Here is a 14,578-nt window from a genome sequence, read left to right as displayed (position 1 = left end):
GTCGCCTCAGGCCTCGATGGTGGACGCGGCGCTAACGATGCCGAGCGCCTCATCGAAGGCGGCTGCGATCCTATGGGGATCGCTGCCGGCATCGAGCTGGAAGGTCGGGGTGGTCGAGACCAGCGTCGTCAGCAGGCGGAACAGTTCCCGCTGCGCCCGCGGCACGCCGTCGGAGAAGACGCCGATATTGTCGGTCAGGATGACGGAAAGCGCTTCGGCCTTGCTGATCGGGCGCACGCGGGCAGGGCCCTCGGAGCGCGGGCCGACGACCACGATGGCCGCCGTCTGGTAGCTCTTTGCCGGATCGGGCAGGGGCATCATCGCGGCAAGCGCGTCCCGCGTCAGCGGCGCCTCGTCCTCGTCGCCGCCGAACGCGCCGAGATGCGGCAGGATCTCGGGAAACATCGCGGCCGTGCGGCGCTGCACCTTCAGCGTGCGCGGCATGCCCCAGGCGAGGATGCCCTCCGCTTCCTTGCGCAGTACCACCATGTCGTCGCCGAGATGGGCATAGCCGGAGAGCGCCAGGGCCAGCGAGGTCGTCGTCTTGCCAAAGCCGCTCGGCGCGAAGAGCAGCACGAGGTCGTCGCGCCCCGGCGGCATCAGAGAGCCGGCATGGATGGTCAACAGGCCATGGTCGCGGATCACCGTGTCCAGCAGGACGGCTGCCGCCATGCCGCGGAACGGTCTATCCGTACCGGCCGCCACTTCGACCCACGTCACGGGCTCGCCACGCGTCTCGACGATCGAGATCTGGCCGGGGATGCGGAACTGCTGGTGGTCGCCGTCGCGGCTGACCTCGGCGTAGGTGCCGTCGATCAGCGCACCGCTCCATATGAGGGAACCGATCGTCGCCGCGTCGTCGCCGGGCGCGGTCGTCACGAGGATCTCGTGGTCGACCGGATGTGTCTCGTCGCCCTCGAACTGCGCGAGTTGCGGCAGCGCCGTCTCCCCATGCGTGCCCGGCTCGGCGGTGAGGCGAAAGGCAAGGCCCGGAATGACGTATCGCTTGCGCAGCATCAGGCGGTTCCGACGCGGTTCTTCTCGGTGAAGATGGTCACCATGGTGGGCTCGGGCGGGTTGAGGACCGGCATGTCGTCGGCCGAGACCCAGCAATGGGCGGCGAGCTTCGCCTTGCCGATGCTGGTGCGGTCGACGCCGAAATGGATCGTCGCCGGTACGCCGGCGAGCGTGAGGAAGCGATAGGCGAGGATGCCCTCGCGCAGGCAGCGGCGGTCGCGCATCACCCAGGGTCGGCGGCCCGCCTTCTTGGCGCGCCTGGCGACATAGGCGGCCGCGAGACCGGCATAGCGGCGGCTCGCGCCGGCATCGGCGATGTGCAGGATGTCGGCGAAGTCCCGCGACTTCCGGCAGCGGAGCGGCAGGGTCTTGGCCCAGAACCACATCTCGGCCCGGAATTTAAGCCGCAGGAGCAGGTCCGGCGTCACGGCTCGACGCGAATGATCAGGCCTTCGGCGGCCAGTTGGCTCGCAAGCTCGGTCATGTCGTCCCGGAGGATCGACGCCTCGACGTCGAACACCTTCTCGAGCTCGCCGAGGATGCCGGCGAAGTCGCGCGCGCCGTCGACCGCCGAGAGGAAGGCCGCCGTCGTGTCGTTGCAGGTGAAGAGCTGGCCGGAATTGGTGTCCAGCAACACGCCGCCCTCGCCATCGCCGAGCGGCTGAAAGCTGGTGTTCTCATGCAGGGCCCAGATGGTGCCCGTTTCGATGCTCGGCATATCATGTTCCCCCACGGGCAATCCGCCTTCGATAGCGGAACGCGGCGTCAGGCGGAAGGGGCCATCGACGCGGACTGTGACGCGGTTCACTTGCCAGTCCGCGCGGGGCGCCCGCCGGCGACCGGAGGCGTTGACCCGGGGGGCGGATTCGGTTGTATTCCGCTGGGGCAGGTGAATGTCATCCTGTTGATTTGTGAGCTGACAATGAAGAAGACTTACGAGCAGCCCGCGCTTCTGAAGCGCGAGCGTGTGGCCATGATCGTCGCGTCGATGTCGGGCGGGCCGTATCTGCCGCGCTGATCCCTGCCTTTGGCATAGGCCGGTTTGTTGGCGGAGCTGCAGCGATGCGGCTCCGCTTCTTGCATTTGAGCCTCATGACAGGGCGCCCGACTCGGTGAACATTGTGCGTCGCTTCACCCAGCATCGAGACTTCCAGCCAGAGTAGCCCCATGTCCGCCAGCGAGACCGACGGCACGATCCCTTCAGCCTCCGAGACGCCGCGTCGGCTTTCGGGCGCCGATTCGCGCCTGCTCATCGCGCTCGCCGACCCCGAGGGCAGCATGGCGCCGCCGCCGCTTGCCGCCGCGCGCGCGCAGCGGCTGCTGTCGCAGGCCGAGCGGCACGGCGTGCTCCCGGCCGTCCTCAGGAAGGTGCGGCCCGGGCTGTCCACGCCGGACCTGGTGCCGATTCGCGATCATTTCGCCATGCGCTACCAGGCTGGCGTCGCCTTCAACATGCAGCTTCGGGCGCAGGCGAAGCAGCTCCAGGCGGCGCTCGTAGCGGCCGGCGCGCCGGCCCTGCTGATCAAGGGGCAGGATTTCGCCGAGAACCTTTATCCCGATCCCGTGCTCCGGCCGACCAGTGACATCGACATCATCGTCCCCCTCGATCGGCTGGACGAGGTCGAGGCTGTCGCGGCGCGGTCGGATTTCGCGCTGCATCCGAGCCAACGCGATGACGAGCAGCTAGAACGCAAGTGGATCCATGTCCGCCATCCCATGCTGATGCTGGAAATCCAGGGCAATCTGGTGCATGCGCCCGGCTTGCGGTCGGTCCTGTCGCTCGGCTTCGACGAACTCTGCCCGGATGGCGATCCCGCCTCAGCGGCACGTCCGTCGGCGCGCCTCGCCATCGCCGGCGTCCATGCCGCCAGTTCTCATCATTTCGAGCTGCTGCGTCTGGTCGTCGACGTCCTGCAGGCGGCGCGGCGGCTCGACGGCGCCGCCGAGGAGCAGGCGCTCGACGATCTGGTCAACCGTTCTGGCATCCGCCTCGCGCTGGTCGCGGCGCTCGACCTGGCGGACAGGCTCTATGACGACGCGCGATGCCGCAGCATCGCCGACGCGCTTTCGCCCGTCCGTTTCCGGCGCGCCGCGCGGCTCCTGATCGACGGCCGCGTCGTGATGGCGATGGAGACGGAGGAGCGGGCGCTGCAATCCTGGCGCCGGTCGGTGTTCCGCGAGCTCCTGAAGCGCGGCGGGCAAGCCCCTCGCTCGTCATGAAGCCATTTGAATGCTATCGGTTGCAGGGCGCAGGGACAGCGCGTGGCCGACGGAGGGCAGGGTGCAGATCTCGGAAATCGTGACCTGGCTCGGTCGCACGAGCTTTTTTAACGGCCTGGACAATGACGACATCACGCGACTGGCGCAGATCGCCCGCGTGTCGACCGTCCCGGCCGAAACGCTGCTGTTCTCGCAGGGCGACGAGTCGGACGGGCTCTACTCGGTCGTCGACGGCATCGTCCGCATCTTCCTGACGGCCGACGACAGCCGTGAGCTCACCATCCAGCTCTTCGAGGAAGGCGAGGTCATCGGCGAGATCGCGCTGATCGACGGCCTGCCGCGCAGCGCCGGCGCCGCGACGCTGACGGACGCCCGCCTGATCTTCATTCCGCGCCAGTCGTTCCTGACCCTGCTCGACAATTCGAGCCGGCTGCAGCGTCAGATCATCCTCAGTCTCTGCGAACGGCTGCGGCACACCAATGAACAGGTCAATCGCGCCGTCTTCTCCGACCTGCGTCATCGTCTGCTGGTGCTGTTGCGTCAGCTCGCCCTCATCCATGGCCGCATCGAGCGCGATGTCGCCGTGGTCGAGCTCGACCTGACGCAGGGCACGCTGGCGCAGATGCTGGGTGCCAGCCGCGAGGCCGTGAACAAGCAGATCCGCGCTCTGGTGAAGGAGCGCCGCCTGTCCGTGGATGGCCACCGGATCGTGGTGCATCGGTCGGCGCGGGAAACCTGAGGCAGGCCGCACCGGTTCTCCCGGGTATCGAGCCGGCGCGGGGCCGGCTCTTCATTGCGTGTTACTTCAGCTGCGCGGCTGCCTTGATCAGGCCCGCGGTCGACGAGTCGCGGCTGTCGGCGGAGGCCTTGCCTTCCACCATCGGCATCAGCTGCAGCGCGAGCTGCTTGCCGAGCTCGACGCCCCACTGGTCGTAGGAATCGATACCCCAGATCGCGCCTTGGACGAAGACCTGGTGCTCGTAGAGCGCGATCAGGCGGCCGAGTGTGTAGGGATCCAGCGTCTTGTAGAGGAGGGTGTTCGACGGACGGTTGCCTGGGAAGGTCTTGTGCGGCGCCAGCCGCTCGACCTCGGTCGGCACCTTGCCCTCGGATGCCAGCTCGGCACGGGCCTCGTCGGTGGTGCGGCCGCGCATCAGCGCCTCGGTCTGCGCGAAGCAGTTGGCGAGCAGCAGCGCATGGTGGACGCCATCGGTCTCGTGCGCCTTCGCCGCGATCAGGAAATCGCAGGGGATGACGTCCGTGCCCTGGTGGATCAGCTGGTAGAAGGCGTGCTGGCCGTTGGTGCCCGGCTCGCCCCAGACGAGCGGCCCGGTCGCGAGCGTAACCGGAGCGCCCTCGAGGGTGACGCGCTTGCCGTTCGATTCCATGTCGAGCTGCTGCAGATAGGCGGCGAAGCGCTCAAGGCGCTGGTCATAGGGCAGCACCGCCTTGGCCGGGAAGCCGAGCACGTTGCGGTTCCAGATGCCCACCAGCGCCAGGATGACCGGCAGGTTGCGGTCGAGCGGCGCGGTCCGGAAATGCTGGTCCATCGCATGGGCGCCGGCCAGGAAGTCGCGGAAATTCTTCGAGCCGATGGCGATCATCACCGGCAGGCCGATCGCCGACCAGACGGAATAGCGACCGCCGACCCAGTCCCAGAAGCCGAAGGCGCGGGCCGTGTCGATGCCGAAGGCGTTGACCTTGTCGAGCGCCGTCGACATGGCGGCGAAATGCGCGCCGACGGCCGCTTCGCCGAGCGCCTCGACGATCCAACGGCGGGCGGTGCCGGCGTTGGTCATGGTCTCGATCGTGGTGAAGGTCTTCGACGCGACTAGGAACAGCGTCGTCGCCGGGTTGAGGCCGGTCAGCGTGTCGTGGATGTGGGCGCCGTCGACGTTGGAGACGAAGTGCAGGCGCGGGCCGTCATGATAGGGGCTGAGCGCGCGCGTCACCATGGCGGGGCCGAGGTCCGAGCCGCCGATTCCGATATTGACGACGTCGGTGAAGCGACCGCCGACACCGGCGATCGAGCCGTTGCGCACGCCCTCGGCGAAGGCCGTCATGGCGTCGAGCACGGCGTGGACATCCTCGACGACGTTCTTGCCGTCGACCAGATAGGTCTCGCCGGCCTCGGCGCGCAGCGCGACATGCAGCACGGCGCGGTTCTCGGTGACGTTGATCTTCTCGCCGGCGAACATCGCGTCGCGACGCTCCTGGACACCGGCGATGCGCGCCAGGTCGAGCAGGCCGACGATCGCGGCCGCGTCCAGGCGGTTCTTCGAATAGTCGAGCAGCAGGCCGTCGACGGAGAGCGAAAGGCGGCTGAATCGCGCCGGATCGGCCGCGAACATCTCGCGCATCGTCTGGGCCTCGACCCGGTCGCGGTGACCGCGAAGCGTCGAGAATGCGCTGGTGATGGCAGCCGCCGTAGCGGCGGTTCGGGCGACGGTCATGGATGGACGTCCTTCGAAGCGATGAGCCTACGGGGCCGTGAGGACATACGATGCCGTCGCCGTCGCGGCAAGGCCGGTCGCGGGGCGTCGATGGTGGTAACGAAAACATGGCCCCGCCACCTTTCGGTACTATACTAGATTTGACCGGTCGTCCCGCCGTCGAATAGTCCTTGGAAATCAATTATCGATACCGCATCCTGCGGCGCGGAGAGGGAATCGTGCAGAGCAAAGCCGACACAGAACTCGTGCGTCGCCAGAATCGCGGCCTCGTTCTCAGTGCCGTACGGCGCGCCGGGCCGTTGGCCAGAGTCGAACTCGGTCGAGAGACGGGACTGAGTCCGGCGACGATTTCAGCGATCACGGGAGACCTGCTCGCCGAGCATATCCTGGTGACGGCCAATATCGACGAGCGCAGCGAACGGCCGCTCGGACGGGGCCGCCCGCGCGTCGCGCTGACGCTGAACGCCGAGGCCGCCTTCGTCCTGGGCGTCAAGATCTCGCTCAACACGGTGACGTTGCTGCTTAGCGACTATGCCGGGCACCTGCGCGACCGCAGTCGCTACGCGATCGCCACCATGGGGCGGGATTCCGCAGCCTTCGTACCGCAGCTGATCGAGATCATCCGTGGCTATTTCGCCGATCGTGGCATCGAGACGTCGCGGGTTTCCGAGATTTCGATCGCGATCCCCGGCACCACGGACGAGACGACCGGCACGCTGCTCTGGAGCCCGACCGTTTCCGTCGATGTCGGCCCGATCCCGGGGCCCGTCGGCGACGCGCTCGGCATCCGCACCTCGATGACCAACGACGTGAACATGATGGCGCAGGCGCTGAATTCGCGCGATCCGGTTCGCTTCGGCGGCACCTTCGCCGCGATCTTCATGGCCTATGGCGTCGGCATGGGGCTCTACATCAACGGCAAGCTGTTCACCGGCGCCTTCGGTTCCGGCGCCGAGTTCGGCCACGCCAATCACATGCCCGGCGGCGCGCTCTGCCGCTGTGGCCGGCGTGGCTGCGTCGAGGCCTATGTCGCCGACTACGCCATCTATCGCGCCGTAGAGAACCTGCCGCCGGACGAACCGCCGACCGAGATCGATCCGGACGCCGAGACGATGCACGCGCTCGAGGAGCGGGGCAGGGCCGGCGAGGATCGCGTGCGCATGGCCTATCACCAGGCCGGGCTGGCGCTCGGCTTCGGCCTGTCGCGCCTGATCGCGCTGATCAATCCGCAGCGTGTCGCCATCACCGGGCGCGGCGTCGCGGCCTTCGACCTGATGGAAGCCGGCTTCAGGGCCGGCCTCGAAGAGGGCCTGGTGAGCGAACTGGCCCGCATGACCGAGATCGAGGTGTTCTCGGCCGAGGACGACCTCGTCGACGTCGGCATCCTGGCCGGTGCCATGCAGCGTCTCGATCGCGAGATCTTCGCAAGCTCCGACCACGAGCCGGTGATGCTGCCGAAGCCGGTCGCCAAGGTCGAGCCGCGGCTCGGCGTCAAGGCCTGACGCCGGCTCAGCCGAGCCAGCGCTGCATGCGCTCCGCCGCTTCCGCCATCTCTCCGGTCGCGCCGGCGAAGGAGAAGCGGATATGGCTGTGGCCGTGGATGCGGTCGAAGTCCGCGCCCGGCGTCGCCGAGATGCCGGCCTCGGCGAGCATCTTCTGCGCGAACTCGGCCGAATCGTTCGAGAAGCGGCGCACCGAGGCGTAGATGTAGAAGGCGCCGTCGACCGGGAAATAGTCGTCGAAGCCGATCTTCGGCAGCGTATCGAGCAGCAGCCGGCGATTCGCCGCATAGCCGGCCTTGATGATCTCCAGCGCCTCGGTCGCGTCGAAGGCGGCGATCGCGGCGCGCTGCGACAGGTCGGGCGCGGAGATGTAGAGGCTCTGCGCAATCCGTTCGACCGGACGCACGAGGATCTCCGGCAGCACCATCCAGCCGATGCGCCAGCCGGTCATGCAGTAATATTTCGAGAACGAGTTGATGACGATGGCGCGGTCGCTGGTCTTCAGGGCCGTCTCCGCCACGCCCTCATAGACGAGGCCGTGATAGATCTCGTCCGAGATGAAGCGGATGCCGAGATCGTCGGCGGCGCGGACGAGCGCGGCGAGCGCTTCCGGCGTCATCATCGTGCCGGTCGGATTGCCGGGGCTCGCGATCAGGATGCCGGCGAGCGGCTTTTCGGCGTGGACCTTCTCGAGCATCGCCGGCGTGATGGCGTGGCGGGTGTCGGCGCTGGTCTCGATCTCGACGACTTCCAGACCGAGCGCGCCGAGGATGTTGCGATAGGCCGGGTAGCCGGGCGAGGCGATGGCGACCCGCTCGCCGGGGTCGAACGCCGCCAGGAAGGCGAGGTTGAAGCCGGCCGACGAGCCCGTGGTGATCGCGATCCGCGACGGCGGGACGTCGACGCCGTGCGTATCGGCATAGTATTGCGCGATGCGCTGCCGGAGCGCCCGCGAGCCGAGTGCCTCCGTGTAGCCGATCCGGCCCTCGTCGAGCGCGGCGCGGGCGGCGTCGAGCACCGCCTTCGGCGCCGTGGCGCCCGGCTCGCCGATTTCCATGCGGATGATCCGCTCGCCCTTGGCGATCCGGTCGAAGGCGGCCGACATGACGTCCATGGCGATGAACGGCGCGACAGCGCTGCGGCGCGACGGCGGACGATCTTGGGCTGTCATGGCGAGGGGTTCCATCCTGGCGGGAAAAGTCTTGCTATCGCCCCAATTTCTGCGCATCCGTCCAAGGAGGGGGCGGTTGGCGACACGGCGAGCGGCTTCATACAATTCGTCGGCCGCGAGCGAAAGGCCAGAGCAGGAGGGGACGGGTGTTCATTTCAGCGCAGCGGGTGATGCGTGGTCTTCTCGGCGGCGTCGTGGCGGCCGCGCTCTTGGCGAGCTCAGGCGGCGCGCCGGCCGTCGCGCAGTCGCGCCCGTCGCTGGTCCGCGATGCCGAGACCGAGGCGCTGATCCAGGATTATCTGCGCCCGATCTTCAAGGCGGCGGGCCTGCGCGCTTCCTCGGTGGAGCTCTATCTGGTCAACAGCCCGGACTTCAACGCCTTCGTCGCCTCGGGCGAGAAGATCTTCGTCAACACCGGCGCGATCATCGATTCGAAGACGCCGAACGAGCTGATCGGCGTGCTGGCGCATGAGACGGGGCATCTCGCCGGCAATCACCAGATCCAGCTGCGCCAGCAGCTCGAGACCGCGCGCACCATGGCCATGATCGGTAGCGTCGTCGGCATGGGCGCCGCGATCGCCGGCGCCGCCAGCGGATCGGGCGACGCGGCGCGCGCCGGTGGCGGCATCGCCATGGGCTCGGGCGAACTCGTCCGTCGCGGCCTGCTCGCCTACCAGCGGTCCGAGGAGATGGCGGCCGACCGCTCGGCGCTGACCTATCTGGACAAGACGGGCCAGTCGGCGAAGGGCATGATCACCACCTTCGAGCGCTTCGCGGACAACACGCTGTTCTCCAGCCGCGGCTCCAATCCCTATCTCCGCAGCCACCCGCTTCCTACCGAGCGCATCGATCTGATCCAGCGCGACGCGAGGAAGAGCAAGTTCTACAACGCCAAGGATTCGGCGGAGCTGCAGGCGCGGCACGACATGGTGCGCGCCAAGCTCTCGGCCTTCTCCGAGGATCCCATGCTGGTGATGCGGCGCTATCCGCCGAGCGATACGTCGATGCCGGCTCGCTATGCGCGCGCCATCCTCGCCTACCGGACGGGCAACTCCCGCAATGCGCTCGACCAGACCGCGGCGTTGGTTCGCTCGCGCCCGAACTATCCCTATTTCCATGAGCTCCAGGGGCAGGTGCTGCTCGAGAGCGGCCGCGCCAAGGAGGCCGTCGCGCCGCTGCGCAAGGCCGTCGCGGCCGCGCCGAAATCGGGCCTGCTTCGCATCATGCTGGGCCAGGCGCTGGTCGAGGTCGGCGACAAGAAGTCGATCGACGAGGCGGTCAAGAACCTGACGATCGGCCTGCAGTCCGACCCGGACATGCCGATCGGCTACCGCAGCCTGGCGCGCGCCTATGCGCTGCGCGGCGACGTCGCGATGGCCGATCTCGCCACCGCGCAGGGCGAGTTCGCCGAGGGCAAGTTCGCCTCGGCCAAGTCGCGCGCCAAGCGCGCGCAGAGCCAGTTCAAGACGGGGTCGCCGGCATGGCTTCGCGCCGACGACATCGTATCCTATACACCGCCACCGAAGAGCCGATGAGCGACTCGCCAAGTTGCTGTTCGTGCGAACCGTCAAAGGGTCCAGACAGGTGATTGCAATGCCGAGATTTTTCCACGCTGCGGGGATTGCCGCCCTGGCTTTGATGACGACGGCGCCCGCCCAGGCGGCCGAGTTTTCCGACAGCCAGCGCTCCGAAATCGGAGCGGTCGTGAAGGAATATCTGATGCAGCATCCGGAGGTGATCCGCGATGCGATGCAGGAGCTCCAGCGTAAGCAGGAGGTCGCGGAAGCGGAGGCGCGCCGTGACGGCGTCGCCAAATACGCCGACCAGCTGTTCAATTCGAAGCGCCACGTCGTGCTCGGCAATCCCGAGGGCGACGTCACGCTGGTCGAGTTCTTCGACTACAATTGCGGCTACTGCAAGCGCGCCCATGCCGACATGGAGCGCCTGCTCGAGGAGGACAAGGGGCTGCGGGTCATCCTCAAGGAGTTCCCGGTTCTCGGCCAGGGCTCGGAAGAGGCGGCCCAGGTCGCCGTCGTCGTCAGCAAGATCGCGCCGGACAAGTTCCGCGCCTTCTTCGACGAGCTGCTGATGAGCCGCGGGGCCGTCGATGGCGCCCGCGCGCTGGCGGTCGCGGCCGGTCTCGGTCTCGACAAGGCCGCAATCCAGGCGCAGCTGAAGGACCCGGAGGTGGGCGCGACCATCAATGAGTCGTACGCGCTCGCCCAGGCGCTCGGCATCAACGGCACGCCGTCCTATGTTCTGCAGAACGACGTCGTCGTCGGGGCCGTCGGCTACGACACGCTGAAGGAAAAGATCAAGTCCGTGCGCGAATGCGGCTCGACGAGCTGCTGATCGCGCGGAGGAGATTCATGCGGCACTACCCCCGGAGCGAGGGCCCCGGGGCTTTTCCTTTATTCCGCGACCCCCTATAACCGGCCAACCTCGCCGCAAGGGCCAGTCCTTGCGCCGCCATTGGTAGAAAATCATCGATGACAGTCTCAATCCTGGTTCTCAACGGCCCCAACCTCAACATGCTCGGCAAGCGCGAGCCTGGTGTCTACGGGGCGAAGACCCTGGGCGAGATCGAGGCTGAGACGAAGGCCGCGGGCGAGCGTCTCGGCATGGCCGTGGACTTCCGGCAGTCGAATCACGAGGGCACCCTCGTCGACTGGATCCATGAGGCGCTCGGGCGCTTCCGGGGCATCGTGATCAATCCCGGCGCCTATACGCATACTTCGATCGCCCTGCACGACGCCATCCGCGCGGTCGGCCTCCCCACGATCGAGCTGCATCTTTCCAATGTCTTCGCGCGTGAAGACTTCCGGCATCATTCCTATGTCTCTCCCGTCGCCGCCGGCGTGATCTGTGGTTTTGGAGCCGCCGGCTATGGCCTGGCGCTTCAGGCGCTGCAGCCGCTGGTCGAGTAGGCGCGTGAGAGCGGGCTCAACGAAAGAACAAGAAGGCATGACGAGCAAAAATTCGACGATCGACCAGGATCTGATCCGCCAGCTGGCGCTGCTCCTGACCGAGACCGACCTCTCCGAGATCGAGGTCGAGCACGAGGATCTGCGGATCCGCGTGGCGCGCAACGTGACGGTCGCCCCCGCCGCCTATCAGGTGGCAGCGCCCGTGGCGGCCGCCGCTCCGGCCCCCGTGGCCGCCGCCGCCGCGCCGGCCGAAGCCAATCTGGCCAGCCATCCGGGCGTCGTGCCGTCGCCGATGGTCGGCACCGCCTACCGTTCGCCGGAGCCGGGCGCCAAGTCGTTCGTCGAGATCGGCGATTCGGTCCGCGAGGGCCAGACGCTCCTCATCGTCGAGGCCATGAAGACGATGAACCAGATTCCCGCCCCGCGCGCCGGCGTGGTGAAGGCGATCATGGTCGATGACGGTCAGCCTGTTGAGTATGGCGAACCGTTGCTGATCATCGAATGAGCGGCGTGGCGCCGATGTTCAACAAGATCCTGATCGCCAATCGCGGCGAAATCGCCCTCCGGATTCTCCGGGCCTGCAAGGAACTGGGGATTCAGACGGTCGCCGCGCATTCGACGGCCGACGCGGATGCGATGCATGTCCGGCTCGCCGACGAGAGTGTCTGCATCGGCCCGCCGCCCGCCCGCGACAGCTACCTCAACATCCCGTCGCTGCTCGCCGCCTGCGAGATCACCGGCGCCGACGCGATCCATCCCGGCTACGGCTTCCTGTCGGAAAATGCCCGCTTCGCCGAGATCCTCGAGGCGCACAACCTCACCTTCATCGGTCCGAAGTCCGAGCACATTCGTGTGATGGGCGACAAGATCGAGGCGAAGCGCACGGCGAAGCGCCTTGGCATTCCGGTCGTTCCCGGCTCCGAGGGCGCGCTCAAGGACGAGGCGGACGCCATCCGCACCGGCCATGAGATCGGCTATCCGGTCCTGATCAAGGCTTCGGCCGGCGGCGGTGGTCGCGGCATGAAGGTCGCGCGCTCGGCCGACGAGGTCGCCATTGCGTTCGCGACGGCCCGTTCCGAGGCGAAGGCGGCCTTCGGCGACGACGCCGTCTACATGGAAAAGTACCTCGAGAAGCCGCGTCACATCGAGATCCAGATCCTCGGCGACGGCAAGGGCTATGCCGTGCATCTCGGCGAGCGTGACTGCTCGCTGCAGCGCCGCCACCAGAAGGTCTGGGAAGAGGCGGGTTCGCCGGCGCTGAACGCCGACGAGCGCGACAAGATCGGCGCCATCTGCGCCAAGGCCGTGGCCGATCTCGGCTATTCGGGCGCCGGCACGATCGAGTTCCTGTACGAGAACGGCGAGTTCTACTTCATCGAGATGAATACCCGCCTGCAGGTGGAGCATCCCGTGACGGAGGCGGTCACCGGCATCGATCTGGTGAACGAACAGATCCGCATCGCCGCCGGCAGCGGCCTGTCCTTCCGCCAGGAGGACGTGACCTTCGAGGGCCATGCCATCGAATGCCGCATCAATGCCGAGGACCCGCGCACCTTCGCGCCGTCGCCCGGCAAGATCACCTACTACCACCCGCCGGGCGGCCTCGGCGTGCGCGTCGATTCCGGCGTCTATCAGGGCTACAAGATCCCGCCCTACTACGACAGCCTGATCGGCAAGCTCATCGTGCACGGCCGCAACCGCGTCGAATGCATGATGCGCCTGCGCCGCGCGCTCGACGAGTTCGTCGTCGACGGTGTCTCCACGACGATCCCGCTGTTCCGTCAGCTGGTCGACGACCATGACATCGCCGACGGCAACTACGACATCCACTGGCTGGAAAAGAAGCTGGCTGTGGAACGCTGAGGCGTCGGCCCGATCCGTCTTCCGGGAGCCACGGGAACATGACAATGTTCTCGTGCGCTTCGGGGGAGGGGTGCACAATGCACGGGATTCGATTAGTCATTGCCGTCGGGGACCATTTCGGTCCGGCTCGCTTGGCTTTCGGTCTCTGTGTCGCGTGATCCCATGGCCCGCCAGTCTGATCACATGCCGGAAATAACGCCTCAGGTTCTCCTCAAGGCGTATGCCTGCGGCATCTTTCCGATGTCCGATTCGGCCGAGGATCCCGGCCTCTACTGGATCGAGCCCGAAAGCCGGGGCATCTTCCCGCTCGACGCTTTCCATGTGCCGCGCCGCCTGGCCCGCACGATGCGGCACCAGCCCTATGAGATCCGGATCGATTCGGACTTCGACGGCGTGATCGCCGGCTGCGCCGGCAACGCGACTTCCGCTTATCGCGACAAGACCTGGATCAATGCGAGGATCCGGTCGCTCTACCATGAGCTTTTCACGCTCGGGCATTGCCACACCGTCGAGGCGTGGCAGGACGGCAAGCTCGTGGGCGGGCTTTACGGGGTTCGGCTGCGCGGGGCGTTTTTCGGCGAGAGCATGTTCAGCCATGCCCGCGACGCCTCGAAAATCGCGCTCGTCTATCTGGTCGCGCGATTGAAGGCCGGCGGCTTCAGCCTGCTCGACGCGCAATTCACCACCGAGCACCTGTCGCAGTTCGGCGCGATCGAGGTCGACCGCGACGAGTATCATGCGCGCCTGGAGATCGCCCTCCAGGGCGAAGGCGACTTCTACGGCTTGGACGGCTGCGCCACCGTGGACGAGGTCTTGCAGTTGGCGAGCCAGACGTCATAGACGGCGTGGTCGACGGCGTGCAGGCCCGGGCTGTCGGCGAACATCCAGCCCGAGAAGATGCGCCGCACCTTGCGGTTGAGCGTGATCTCGTCGACCTCGACGAAGGCGTCGGTCTGCGGCTGCTCCGTGGCCGGGCGCGAATAGCAGGCGCGCGGCGTCACCTGAAGGGCGCCGAACTGCACCGTCTCGTCCATGTAGACGTCGAAGGTGATGATCCGGCCGGTGATCTTGTCCAGCCCGGCGAATTCGGCGACCGGATTGGTGATCCGTTCCGCGTGGGCCGACGTGCCGGCGAGGAGAGAGGCGAGGGCTGCTGCGACGAGTGCGGGGCCGCGGCGCCGGGAGATGAAACGTGTCATGGGTTTCCGATGATGACTCTGCACCTTCAACCGGCTGCTTAACATGCGATTCCGGCGGGGAAAAGGCGTCCGGCGCTGGACGGCTGGCCGGCTTGCCGCCGATCGGCGCACCGGATGGTGATGGCGGCCCGATTTGGCGCTTGCGGGCGGCGTTAGCGGTTGCGCCGCGCGATGGCGGGGTCCTATGATCCATGGAACCACGGCCCGATGGCCGGGTCCGTGTGGG

At 67.2% G+C, this 14,578-nt stretch carries 15 protein-coding genes; 9 read left to right on the top strand and 6 right to left on the bottom strand.

What is annotated here, in order from left to right:
- Positions 1-6 precede the first annotated feature (6 nt).
- From G539_RS0103795 to G539_RS0103785, 3 genes are read right to left on the bottom strand one after another with little or no spacing between them, the layout of a single operon-like run.
- Positions 7-1,017: a phosphoenolpyruvate carboxykinase (ATP) gene (locus G539_RS0103795; protein WP_029074022.1), complete on the bottom strand. Its 1,011-nt coding sequence runs from the start codon at positions 1,015-1,017 to the stop codon at positions 7-9.
- Complete coding sequence (locus G539_RS0103790; RefSeq protein ID WP_029074021.1) at positions 1,017-1,445, bottom strand: lasso peptide biosynthesis B2 protein; 429 nt, start codon at positions 1,443-1,445, stop codon at positions 1,017-1,019. The genes G539_RS0103795 and G539_RS0103790 overlap by 1 nt, the downstream gene beginning before the upstream one ends.
- Positions 1,442-1,735 carry a PqqD family protein gene (locus G539_RS0103785; protein ID WP_029074020.1) on the bottom strand — a complete coding sequence of 98 codons (294 nt, stop codon included), beginning with the start codon at positions 1,733-1,735 and terminating at the stop codon, positions 1,442-1,444. The genes G539_RS0103790 and G539_RS0103785 overlap by 4 nt, the downstream gene beginning before the upstream one ends.
- A 449-nt stretch (positions 1,736-2,184) precedes the next feature.
- Here G539_RS0103785 and G539_RS0103775 point away from each other — a divergent pair, with 449 nt between their 5' ends.
- Both G539_RS0103775 and G539_RS23590 read left to right on the top strand, forming a co-directional pair.
- Complete coding sequence (locus tag G539_RS0103775; protein ID WP_029074018.1) at positions 2,185-3,237, top strand: nucleotidyltransferase family protein; 1,053 nt, start codon at positions 2,185-2,187, stop codon at positions 3,235-3,237.
- 61 nt (positions 3,238-3,298) lie between these two features.
- On the top strand, positions 3,299-3,976 hold the full coding sequence (locus G539_RS23590) for a Crp/Fnr family transcriptional regulator (RefSeq protein WP_051231058.1): 678 nt from the start codon (positions 3,299-3,301) through the stop codon (positions 3,974-3,976).
- Positions 3,977-4,037: 61 nt separating this feature from the next.
- On the opposite strand, the gene pgi is transcribed toward G539_RS23590, so the two are convergent.
- Complete coding sequence (gene pgi, locus G539_RS0103765) at positions 4,038-5,654, bottom strand: glucose-6-phosphate isomerase (RefSeq protein WP_029074017.1); 1,617 nt, start codon at positions 5,652-5,654, stop codon at positions 4,038-4,040.
- 335 nt (positions 5,655-5,989) lie between these two features.
- Here pgi and G539_RS23585 point away from each other — a divergent pair, with 335 nt between their 5' ends.
- Positions 5,990-7,192, top strand: coding sequence for an ROK family protein (locus G539_RS23585; RefSeq protein ID WP_156911775.1), 1,203 nt, complete (start codon positions 5,990-5,992; stop codon positions 7,190-7,192).
- Between the two features lie 7 nt (positions 7,193-7,199).
- Here G539_RS23585 and G539_RS0103755 read toward each other — a convergent pair whose 3' ends face one another.
- Entirely contained in the window at positions 7,200-8,363 is a 1,164-nt protein-coding gene (locus G539_RS0103755) for a pyridoxal phosphate-dependent aminotransferase (RefSeq protein WP_029074016.1), read from the bottom strand.
- 146 nt (positions 8,364-8,509) lie between these two features.
- Between G539_RS0103755 and G539_RS0103750 the strand changes: the two genes are divergently transcribed.
- The 6 genes from G539_RS0103750 to aat all read left to right on the top strand — a co-directional run bounded on the left by G539_RS0103750 (position 8,510) and on the right by aat (position 13,993).
- Positions 8,510-9,898 carry a M48 family metalloprotease gene (locus tag G539_RS0103750; protein WP_029074015.1) on the top strand — a complete coding sequence of 463 codons (1,389 nt, stop codon included), beginning with the start codon at positions 8,510-8,512 and terminating at the stop codon, positions 9,896-9,898.
- Between the two features lie 58 nt (positions 9,899-9,956).
- Positions 9,957-10,715 (top strand): DsbA family protein, encoded by a 759-nt coding sequence (locus G539_RS0103745; RefSeq protein WP_029074014.1) that lies wholly within the window; start codon positions 9,957-9,959, stop codon positions 10,713-10,715.
- Positions 10,716-10,852: 137 nt separating this feature from the next.
- Positions 10,853-11,290: a type II 3-dehydroquinate dehydratase gene (gene aroQ / locus G539_RS0103740; RefSeq protein WP_029074013.1), complete on the top strand. Its 438-nt coding sequence runs from the start codon at positions 10,853-10,855 to the stop codon at positions 11,288-11,290.
- A gap of 37 nt (positions 11,291-11,327) precedes the next feature.
- Positions 11,328-11,795 carry an acetyl-CoA carboxylase biotin carboxyl carrier protein gene (gene accB, locus G539_RS0103735; protein WP_029074012.1) on the top strand — a complete coding sequence of 156 codons (468 nt, stop codon included), beginning with the start codon at positions 11,328-11,330 and terminating at the stop codon, positions 11,793-11,795.
- 14 nt (positions 11,796-11,809) lie between these two features.
- Positions 11,810-13,153, top strand: coding sequence for an acetyl-CoA carboxylase biotin carboxylase subunit (accC, locus tag G539_RS0103730; protein WP_035830290.1), 1,344 nt, complete (start codon positions 11,810-11,812; stop codon positions 13,151-13,153).
- 162 nt (positions 13,154-13,315) lie between these two features.
- A complete protein-coding gene (gene aat / locus G539_RS0103725) occupies positions 13,316-13,993 on the top strand; it encodes a leucyl/phenylalanyl-tRNA--protein transferase (protein WP_029074010.1) in 678 nt (225 codons plus the stop codon).
- On the opposite strand, the gene G539_RS0103720 is transcribed toward aat, so the two are convergent.
- The gene (locus G539_RS0103720; RefSeq protein WP_029074009.1) at positions 13,930-14,352 is read right to left on the bottom strand and encodes a DUF2155 domain-containing protein; all 423 of its coding nucleotides are present in this window, start codon (positions 14,350-14,352) and stop codon (positions 13,930-13,932) included. The two genes, aat and G539_RS0103720, sit on opposite strands and share 64 nt — an antisense overlap.
- Positions 14,353-14,578: the final 226 nt, after the last annotated feature.

This window comes from Kaistia adipata DSM 17808 (genome assembly GCF_000423225.1).
Classification (GTDB): domain Bacteria; phylum Pseudomonadota; class Alphaproteobacteria; order Rhizobiales; family Kaistiaceae; genus Kaistia; species Kaistia adipata.
This window is presented reverse-complemented; position numbering and strand designations above follow the sequence as displayed.

Excerpts from the sequence above, each read along its gene's own strand:
- aroQ (WP_029074013.1), top strand. The coding sequence starts at position 10,853 with ATGACAGTCTCAATCCTGGTTCTCAACGGCCCCAACCTCAACATGCTC.
- G539_RS0103745 (WP_029074014.1), top strand. The coding sequence starts at position 9,957 with ATGCCGAGATTTTTCCACGCTGCGGGGATTGCCGCCCTGGCTTTGATG.
- accC (WP_035830290.1), top strand. The coding sequence starts at position 11,810 with ATGTTCAACAAGATCCTGATCGCCAATCGCGGCGAAATCGCCCTCCGG.
- accB (WP_029074012.1), top strand. The coding sequence starts at position 11,328 with ATGACGAGCAAAAATTCGACGATCGACCAGGATCTGATCCGCCAGCTG.
- G539_RS0103785 (WP_029074020.1), bottom strand. The coding sequence starts at position 1,735 with ATGCCGAGCATCGAAACGGGCACCATCTGGGCCCTGCATGAGAACACC.
- G539_RS0103775 (WP_029074018.1), top strand. The coding sequence starts at position 2,185 with ATGTCCGCCAGCGAGACCGACGGCACGATCCCTTCAGCCTCCGAGACG.
- G539_RS0103795 (WP_029074022.1), bottom strand. The coding sequence starts at position 1,017 with ATGCTGCGCAAGCGATACGTCATTCCGGGCCTTGCCTTTCGCCTCACC.
- G539_RS0103755 (WP_029074016.1), bottom strand. The coding sequence starts at position 8,363 with ATGACAGCCCAAGATCGTCCGCCGTCGCGCCGCAGCGCTGTCGCGCCG.
- aat (WP_029074010.1), top strand. The coding sequence starts at position 13,316 with ATGGCCCGCCAGTCTGATCACATGCCGGAAATAACGCCTCAGGTTCTC.
- G539_RS0103720 (WP_029074009.1), bottom strand. The coding sequence starts at position 14,352 with ATGACACGTTTCATCTCCCGGCGCCGCGGCCCCGCACTCGTCGCAGCA.